The 8,620-nt window shown below is 64.0% G+C and carries 7 protein-coding genes; 4 read left to right on the top strand and 3 right to left on the bottom strand.

Going from position 1 to position 8,620, the window contains the following annotated elements:
* Positions 1-434: 434 nt before the first annotated feature.
* On the bottom strand, positions 435-1,934 hold the full coding sequence (locus CQ12_RS19530; protein ID WP_083519376.1) for a glycosyltransferase family 39 protein: 1,500 nt from the start codon (positions 1,932-1,934) through the stop codon (positions 435-437).
* 324 nt (positions 1,935-2,258) lie between these two features.
* Here CQ12_RS19530 and CQ12_RS19525 point away from each other — a divergent pair, with 324 nt between their 5' ends.
* The 3 genes from CQ12_RS19525 (at position 2,259) to CQ12_RS19515 (ending at position 4,994) form a co-directional block, all read left to right on the top strand.
* Positions 2,259-3,992 carry an adenylate/guanylate cyclase domain-containing protein gene (locus tag CQ12_RS19525; RefSeq protein ID WP_057836936.1) on the top strand — a complete coding sequence of 578 codons (1,734 nt, stop codon included), beginning with the start codon at positions 2,259-2,261 and terminating at the stop codon, positions 3,990-3,992.
* 201 nt (positions 3,993-4,193) lie between these two features.
* Positions 4,194-4,445, top strand: a complete 252-nt coding sequence (locus CQ12_RS19520) for a hypothetical protein (RefSeq protein ID WP_057836920.1) — start codon at positions 4,194-4,196, stop codon at positions 4,443-4,445.
* Between the two features lie 348 nt (positions 4,446-4,793).
* On the top strand, positions 4,794-4,994 hold the full coding sequence (locus CQ12_RS19515) for a cold-shock protein (RefSeq protein WP_057836919.1): 201 nt from the start codon (positions 4,794-4,796) through the stop codon (positions 4,992-4,994).
* Positions 4,995-5,141: 147 nt separating this feature from the next.
* Here CQ12_RS19515 and CQ12_RS19510 read toward each other — a convergent pair whose 3' ends face one another.
* Both CQ12_RS19510 and CQ12_RS19505 read right to left on the bottom strand, forming a co-directional pair.
* Positions 5,142-5,804: a hypothetical protein gene (locus tag CQ12_RS19510; protein ID WP_430642244.1), complete on the bottom strand. Its 663-nt coding sequence runs from the start codon at positions 5,802-5,804 to the stop codon at positions 5,142-5,144.
* A gap of 149 nt (positions 5,805-5,953) precedes the next feature.
* Complete coding sequence (locus tag CQ12_RS19505) at positions 5,954-6,418, bottom strand: Lrp/AsnC ligand binding domain-containing protein (protein ID WP_198164200.1); 465 nt, start codon at positions 6,416-6,418, stop codon at positions 5,954-5,956.
* A 109-nt stretch (positions 6,419-6,527) separates the two neighbouring features.
* Here CQ12_RS19505 and putA point away from each other — a divergent pair.
* On the top strand, positions 6,528-8,620 hold a 2,093-nt coding region (gene putA, locus CQ12_RS19500; RefSeq protein ID WP_245310010.1), incomplete at its 3' end, for a bifunctional proline dehydrogenase/L-glutamate gamma-semialdehyde dehydrogenase PutA.

The following is an 8,620-nucleotide window of genomic DNA, read 5'->3' as shown; positions in this document are numbered from 1 at the left end:
GAGCACGAAGTAAGCCGTAAAGCCATTGCGCAGGGAAGGCCGGAGTGTTTCCGCTGCACCTGTATGCTCGTGTGCGTTTCCTTCCTATGCGCAACGGCACACGAGACCTCGGGTGCAGCAAGCACCCGGTCTTCCCTGCGCCCTCTGAATGAGAGAGCAGGAAATTGAGAGCAAGCCTCGGGCAATTCATGTCGCGAGATCGCGAAACTATATCCACGTCATTGCGAGGAGCGAAGCGACGCGGCAATCCATCTATCCCCGCGTTGAGGCATGGATTGCTTCGCTTCGCTCGCAATGACGCGGAAAGACCGCCGTCCTCCTAGGATGGCTAGAGCGAGGCGAAACCCATCGTCCCGCGCACCGGCGTTGAAGCATTGATGGGTATCGCTTCGCTCCACCCATCCTACGGGAGTCAATCATTGCGAGCGCAGAGGCTACGAAACGCCCGCGTCAAACCGCGCAATCCCCGCCAGCACGCGCCAGCGGAACAGCGGCGAATCCGGCGGCGGCGACAGCTCCGGCGTCCAGCCGGTGATCTTCTCCAGCGCGTAGGTATCCATCACCGTGCCGCGCCAGACGCGCTCGACTCGTTCCAGCGGTTGCCGCGTCGCCGTCGTCAGATCCCACAGCGGCAGGCGATGGTCCGGCTCACGCGCGACAACAAGACCGGGATGATCCTTGATCTGGTCCATGCCGGGATCGGCAAAACCCTGAAACCTGCCACGCTCGTTGATCTGGACGACCGGCACCTGCCCGTTGAAGTGCCAGCGCAGCATCGCGTAGGTGCGATAGTCCGATGCCGCGATCCAGTGCGCGCCGGTCGCCCGCAACTGCTCGCGCGCGCGCGCCACGACTTGTTCATAGCCCGCCTCGGCGCCGACCGGATCGGTCCGGCCGATCAAATTCCAGGGCGCCGCCACGTAATAGAAGAACACGCCGACCACGAAGGCGATGCCCGAGATGACCGCCACCCTCGCCCACCAGAACGTCGACTTGATCATGCGCTCCGAAACTCCCTCGCGTCGCAGCATGACGAAGTTGATCGCGGTCGCGGCAAAGCCGGCGGGCCACAGGAACATCGGCCAGGTGTCGCCGACGCGCAGGGTCAGCGACTTCCAGAGGAAATACAGGAACGGCACCAGCACCGCGGTCGAGAGCAGGATCGCGACCGGTTCGCGGGTGCGATAGCCGCGCCAGGCCGTCAGCGTCACGCCGAACAGCACCACCGGCAGCAGCACGAAGCCGACAAGACCGAACTGCATGCCGATGAATTCGCCGACCGTGCGGAGCGAGAACTGGCGGTCCGCGACCGCGCGCACCAGCTGGAAACGGAACGAGGCCCAGTCGTGCTGCGCATTCCAGATCAGGACCGGCGAAAACACGATCACCGCGATCAGCGCTGCCCGCCACGGATACGCGCTGAGCAGCCAGCGCCGCCGCCAGTCCGGCACCAGCACGAAGGCTGCCACCGCCGGCAGCAGCATGATCGCCGTGAATTTCGACAGCAGCGCGAGTCCCGCGAACAGCCCCGCGGCAAGCCACCAGCGCGGGTTGCCGCTCTCGTTGAGCCGCACCAGCGACCACAGCATCGCGACCGCAAACGGGATCATCGCGGTATCGGGCGCGACCTTCGCCATCAACAACCCGTAATACAGCGCAGCTTCCGGCAACAGCACCGCGAAGATGACGGCGCGCATATCATGCGTCACGCGGCGAACGATGTCGGCGAGCAGGAGCTGCGTGACCAGCATCGCGACGATGCCGCCGAAGCGAACGCCGATAAGGGTGTCGCCGAAGATCGCGGTGCCGAACCGGATCGACCAGGCGATGCCGGGCGGATGATCGAGGAAGGAAAGCACGCTCTCCTTCGACCAGGTCCAGTAATAGGCTTCGTCGGTGCGCAGATCGAGCATGCCGGCATAGACCAGCCGCATCGCCGTCAGCGCCGCGATCAGCAACGCCACGGCCAGCCATGGCGGCGCGGCGGAACTGGCTCGGAGCTTATCGGGTGGGACGATCGTCACGGCGCTTTCTCCTCGACTGCGCCGGGAGTGTCAACGCGCCGTGACGGAAAAGTTAATCGTCGTCCCTGCCAAAGCAGGGACCCATAGCCACCGATCGTGGTAAGGAAAGCCGCATGGGCTATAGCGACATGGAGAGGCCGCGGAGTATGGGTGCCTGCTTTCGCAGGGACGACGGTGAGTATTTAGCTTATGAATTAGCCGCCACCATCGCCCGATATTGACCCTGTGGATCGCATGGCCGCCCTTTCCCGAGACCAGATCATGACCTTCGTCCGCGGCATCAGCCTGCGGCAGGTCCGTCTCGCTACCGGCGTGATCCTGTTCGCCTATCTGGTCAGCCACTTCCTCAACCACGCGCTCGGCAATATCTCGCTGGAGGCGCTGGCGACCGGCGTCTACTTCCACACCGCGTTCTGGCAATTCCTGCCGGTCACGATCCTGTTCTACACGGCATGCCTGGTGCACACCGCGCTCGGCATCTGGGCGCTGTATGAACGCCGGCAATTCCGCTGGAAGGCGATCGAGCCGCTGCAGCTTGCGCTCGGCCTCAGCATTCCGATGCTGATCATCGCCCATGTCATCGGTGTCAAGCTCGGCCAGACACTGTTCGGACATGAAAGGCTCTATCCGCAGATCCTGTTCCTGTACTGGATCTGGGCGCCGTGGCGGATCCCGATGATGCTTGCCGTGATGACCATCGCCTGGGTCCATGGCTGCATCGGGCTGTATCTGTGGCTCCGGATGCGGGCGTTCTACAAGCACGCCGCGCCGTTCCTGCTCGCCGCGGCGGTGCTGATCCCGACGCTCTCCATGCTCGGCTTCTATCAGGGCGGGCGCATGGTGATCGACAATGACAGCGCCGAATGGCGGGAGGAAACCCAGTCGGAGCGCCAGATCGGCACGCGCGCGGAGGCGCAGGCGCTCGAACGCATTACCGACTATTTCCTGTTCGGCTATTTCGGCCTGATCGGCATCGCGCTGGTGGCGCGCGGCGTCCGCGCCGTCAACGAACGCCGCCGCGGCATGATCAATCTCTCCTACGGCAACGGCCGCACGGTGCGTGTGCCGAAAGGGCTGAGCGTGCTCGAGGCCAGCCTGCGCAACAACGTGCCGCATGCCAGCGTGTGCGGCGGCCGCGCCCGCTGCTCGACCTGCCGCATCCGCATCATCGGCGACTGCAGCGCGCTGCCGGAGCCGTCGCAGCGCGAGGCCTTCGTGCTCGGCCGGGTCGGCACGTCCGATCCGTCGATCCGCCTCGCCTGCCAGTTACGTCCGCCGGCCGACCTCTCGTTCTTCCAGCTCTTCCTGCCGCATGCGATATCCGCCGACGGCCATGACTCGCACCCGACGCGGATCGGGCAGGAGCGCTATCTCGTCAGCCTGTTCGTGGACATGCGCGGCTCGACGCAGCTGGCCGAGAAGCGCCTGCCGTTCGACACGGTGTTCATCGTCAACCGATTCCTCGGCGCGGTATCGCAGGCGGTGCTCGAGAGCGGCGGCATGCCGAACCAGTTCGTCGGCGACGGCATGCTGGCGCTGTTCGGGCTTGCGACCAGCCGGCAGAACGCCTGCCGTCAGGCCCTGAAGGCGGCGGCGATGATCGCCGCCAATGTCGACGCGTTGAACAAGTTTCTCGAACATGATCTGCGCGAGCCGATCCGCTTCGGCATCGGCATCAATGGCGGCGAAGTCATCGTCGGCGACATCGGCTATCGCGACCACATGGTGTTCACCGCGCTCGGCGATCCCGTCAATGTCGCGGCGCGATTGCAGGACATGACCAAGAGCCTGGCATGCGAGGCCGTCATGTCAGATGAAGTTCGCGCAACGGCTGGACTCGCTGCCGACGCGCTGCCGCAGCATGACGTCGAGATTCGCGGACGCAACGAGCCGATGATCGTGCGCACGGTCATGGATGCGCGAAGCTTGTCCGCGCTGGTTAACGAGCAGCAAAGCGCGGCAGCGTGAAAACGCTACAGTCATAGCGGTTCGAAGCGTGTGTGATGTTTTTCACACCTGAATAATCGTTCAGAAAATTGTCGGCGAACGCAGGCCGGAAATCTCGAACCCGCTCTCTCAGGCACACGACAGATTGGCGATGGGTAAGACTGAAACTTTAACCCGCGCCAAGACGAAACGTCGACCGCGCACATTTGAAAGAGAACGACCATGCTTCGCAAAGTGACTCTCGCCCTTGTTGCCGCCGCTTCCCTCAGCGCCGTCGCGCTGGCTCCCAGCACCGCTTCGGCGGGCGGGTTCTGGCCGCATCACCATCACCACCACCACTTCGGCCACGGCCATGGTCATGGCCATGGCATCAGCATCGGCCTGATCGGTGGCGGCTATGGCGGCTGCTACGTGACCCGCCGGGTGTTGACGCCGTACGGGTTCCGCTGGCGGACGGTAAACGTCTGCTATTGATTTATTGATCTAGATCAATGCAATAGCCCCGGCCGCCGCCAGCGGCCGGGGTCCTTCCGTGCCCGATTCGCCAACGCCATGCCTGGGCCAAGCGCAAGAATGACCTTGGCGCGCAGCGAGCAAGGCCAATCGACCGATTGGGAATCCTCGCTGTCCGGCTGCGTCAAATGAGGACGAAACCGGAAAAACAGCCTAAATCGGCCGCGAATGGGGGCTTTTCCGCCAAAACGGCCAGTCGTTTGCGCTATTCAGCCTGCCCCAACCCGCGTATCCTCCCGGTACGGGCATGCCGGTTAGTGCGGGGACCGGCGGCTCGTATATTTTTTTGATTCCGCGGAGACGACGTGAATGGCTAAGGGTACGGTGAAGTGGTTCAATCCGACGAAGGGTTATGGATTTATCCAGCCCTCGACAGGCGGCAAGGACGTGTTCGTTCATATTTCGGCAGTTGAGAAAGCTGGGCTTTCGACGCTCAATGAAGGGCAGACCGTCGAGTACGAAGAGATCGCCAATCGCGGCAAGACTTCGGCCGAGAACCTCAAGGTTTAGCGCGCAGGCGCGACCGGCAACGGCACGCTCTCGGACCTAAATCCGGGAGTTGGGCTTAAAAAACTTCTCGAAAACTGTGAGCGTTCGGCGGAGCGGGCACCGCTTTCGCGCGCCCGATGACTGGATGGTTGCGCAAACACCGGCCGCTCAATCTTCCGTAACCCACTTCTGGACCGTCATCACGTCCGGTGGCTGCAGATAGCTGCGCGGCCAGAGGTCGACGACCCATTCGACCTTGGTGGTGCGATCGACCAGCACCGCGGTATTGTGCGGCGTCTGCAATACCAGCGTATTGCCGCGATATCGGGGATCACCGATCGCGTGGTGCTTCAGCAGGCCCCACTCCCGCAGCACCAGTAACAGGCTGGTCGTGTTGCGCGTGGTGTCCCAGCAATCGTAATTGTGCTTGTCGTCGAAGTAGCGGAAATCCGCCTTCGCCACGCGCTTGTTGGTGCCGAGGATCGGCCCCATGCGGCGGTCGAACCACACCACCGCCTTCTGAATCGCAGCACGTTCGGCCGCGGCCGAGGCGCGGCCCGCCGCCATGATCTGGGTCAGCGCGGTGCGGTCACCGGCAGTAAAATCGAGGATCTCGCGGCGGCGGCAGACGAAGCCGTAACACACGGTCATCGACGTGGCGGACGGCGGATAGATTGAAACCGAGCTGTACAGGTTGGCGACCTCGGCACTCATCTCGATCGCCCTTGCCGGCGGCGCTGCAAACAGCGCAGTGACACAAGCGACGATCACGGCGGCGAAGCCGTTCCGCGTGAGGCGTCCCCATATCGGCAGAGCGGCGTCTCTCATCATTCCCGCAGTTCCCAAGCGACGACGTTCGTGACGCTTAGCGCGGCTCCCGTGCACTGCCAACACGCAAGGCTGCGATCTGTGGACCGCGCCGCAGAAATTCCGCTTGCTGTGTTATTCGTGCGCCAGTTGCTCCGCGCCACGGAGGCGATCTAGCCGACCGGCAGCGGCGCGTCGCGCTTGACCTCTTCCATCACGGCGTAGGTCCGCGTCTCGCGCACGCCCGGCAGCGCCAGCAGACTTTCGCCGAGGAACCGGCGGTAGGCCGTCATGTCGGCGACGCGGGCCTTGACCAGGTAGTCGAAGCCGCCCGCCACCATGTGGCACTCCAGCACTTCGGGCGCGGTCTGCACCGCCCTGGCAAACCGCTCGAACACATCCGGCGTGGTCTTGTCGAGCATCACCTCGACGAACACGAGCAAGCCCAGGCCCAGCCGGTGCGGATTGAGCCGGGCGCCGTAGCCTTCGACAAACCCGTCGCGCTGCAGCCGTTTCAGCCGCTCGCCGATCGACGTCGGCGACAGCCCGATCCGCTCGGCAAGCTCCACATTGGCGATACGGCCATCCGCCTGAAGAATTGAGAGGATTTTGCGGTCGATCTTGTCGATATCAATCATTTATCCGGCCAAACCAAATAATTTCCGTACTCTCTAAGGCAAAACTACAGATTTGTCTATCGAACTACGGTTCAAGCGGCAGTAAGCTTGCGGCAGGAGTAAGAATCGCATGTCCGCCCCTCCACCAGACCTGCCGCCCTTCACGGCGCCCTACGCGCCAGATGATCGCGCCATGGCCACCGACCTGCTCCAGGCCGCGCGACTGGACGCGGCGCAGGAGGCGCGGATCGACCGCGTGGCGACAGGGCTGATCGAAGCGATCAGAGCCAATGACGATCCGCTCGGCGGGGTCGAGGACATGCTGCGCGAGTTTGCGCTCTCGACCAAGGAGGGGCTGGCGCTGATGGTGCTGGCGGAAGCGCTGTTGCGCGTGCCGGACGCCCGCACCGCCGACCAGTTCATCGAGGACAAGCTCGCCCAGGGCGACTTCGTCCATCACGAGACGAGGTCGAGCGCGTTCCTGGTCAACGCCTCGGCATGGGCGCTCGGCATGTCGGCCCGGGTGATCCAGCCGGGCGAGACGCCGCAGGGGACCATCGGCCGGCTCACCAAGCGGCTGGGCGCGCCGGCCGTGCGAGCGGCGACGCGCCAGGCGATGCGGCTGATGGGCAATCATTTCGTGCTCGGCGAGACCATCGAATCCGCGCTGTCGCGGGCGCAACCGCATTCGTCGCAACATCAACGGTACTCCTTCGACATGCTCGGCGAAGGCGCCCGCACCGCCGATGACGCCGCGCGCTATTTCAATTCCTATTCGAGCGCGATCGAGGCGATCGGCCGCACGGCCGGCGATCGTCCCCTGCCCGACCGGCCCGGCATCTCGGTCAAGCTGTCGGCATTGCATCCACGCTTCGAGGCGGTGAGCCGCGCGCGGGTCATGGACGAACTGGTGCCGCGGCTGATCGATCTTGCAAGGCAAGCCAGATCCCATGACCTCAATTTCACCGTCGATGCCGAGGAAGCGGACCGGCTGGAATTGTCGCTTGACGTGATAGCGGCAGCGTTCGCCGATCCCTCGCTTGCAGGCTGGGATGGATTTGGGTTGGCGGTCCAGGCCTATCAGAAACGCGCCGGCGCGGTGATCGATTACATCGATCGCCTCGCGCGCAGCCTCGACCGAAAAATGATGGTGCGGCTGGTCAAGGGCGCCTATTGGGATACCGAGATCAAGCGCGCGCAGGAACGGGGCCTCGACGGCTATCCCGTGTTCACCCGCAAGGCGATGACGGATCTGAACTACCTCGCCTGCGCAAAACAATTGCTGGCGCTGCGGCCGCGAATATTTCCGCAGTTCGCCACCCATAATGCGCTGACGGTCGCGACCATCCTCGAACTGGCAACAGAGCAAGGCGGCTTCGAATTCCAGCGCCTGCACGGCATGGGCGAGGCGCTGTATGCGAAGCTCGGCGAAGACCAGCCCGACATCGCCCATCGCACCTACGCGCCCGTCGGCAGCCATCGCGACCTGCTCGCCTATCTGGTGCGGCGGCTACTCGAGAATGGCGCCAACTCGTCCTTTGTCGCGCTCGCCGCCGACGAGGCTGTGCCGGTGTCGCAATTGCTGCGGCGTCCGACCGACATCATCGGCCGCGCGGACAATGCAGCACATCCGAACATCCTGCTGCCGCGCGATCTCTATGGACCCAGCCGGAAAAACTCTCGCGGGATCGAATTCGGCGAACGCGCGGCGCTGGAGCAATTGGTCTCGGCGATCGCCGCCGCATCATTGCCTGCGGCGGGAAGCATCGCTGACGCAACCGAGAGCGAGGCCCATGCGGCGATATCGGCAGCGCGGAACGGCTTCAAGCATTGGGCCCGAACACCGGTCGAGACGCGCGCAGCCAAACTCGAAAAAGCCGCCGACTTGCTGGAACAGCGCGCGCCGCACTTCATCGCGCTGATGCAACGCGAGGGCGGCAAGACGCTGGACGATTCGGTATCGGAAGTCCGCGAGGCCGTGGATTTCTGTCGCTACTATGCGGCCCAAGGGCGCGAACTGTTCGGTGAAGGGAAAGCGATGCCGGGACCGACGGGCGAGAGCAACACGCTCTGCCTGCGCGGCCGCGGCGTGTTCGTCGCGATCTCGCCGTGGAATTTTCCGCTGGCGATCTTCCTGGGTCAGGTCACCGCGGCGCTGATGGCGGGCAACGCCGTCGTTGCAAAACCGGCCGAGCAGACGCCGCTGATTGCGGCCGAGGCCGT

This window comes from Bradyrhizobium jicamae (assembly GCF_001440395.1).
GTDB lineage: Bacteria > Pseudomonadota > Alphaproteobacteria > Rhizobiales > Xanthobacteraceae > Bradyrhizobium > Bradyrhizobium jicamae.
Note: the sequence above shows the minus strand (reverse complement) of the source record. Positions and strands in the feature narration are given on the sequence as shown.

What these genes read in the sequence shown, in the direction of transcription:
- CQ12_RS19530 (WP_083519376.1), bottom strand. Translation starts at nt 1,934, where the DNA reads ATGCGGCTGGTCTATGCCGGCATGCTCGATCTGCGCACCGACGAAGCC.
- CQ12_RS19525 (WP_057836936.1), top strand. Translation starts at nt 2,259, where the DNA reads ATGGCCGCCCTTTCCCGAGACCAGATCATGACCTTCGTCCGCGGCATC.
- CQ12_RS19520 (WP_057836920.1), top strand. Translation starts at nt 4,194, where the DNA reads ATGCTTCGCAAAGTGACTCTCGCCCTTGTTGCCGCCGCTTCCCTCAGC.
- CQ12_RS19515 (WP_057836919.1), top strand. Translation starts at nt 4,794, where the DNA reads ATGGCTAAGGGTACGGTGAAGTGGTTCAATCCGACGAAGGGTTATGGA.
- CQ12_RS19510 (WP_430642244.1), bottom strand. Translation starts at nt 5,804, where the DNA reads ATGATGAGAGACGCCGCTCTGCCGATATGGGGACGCCTCACGCGGAAC.
- CQ12_RS19505 (WP_198164200.1), bottom strand. Translation starts at nt 6,418, where the DNA reads ATGATTGATATCGACAAGATCGACCGCAAAATCCTCTCAATTCTTCAG.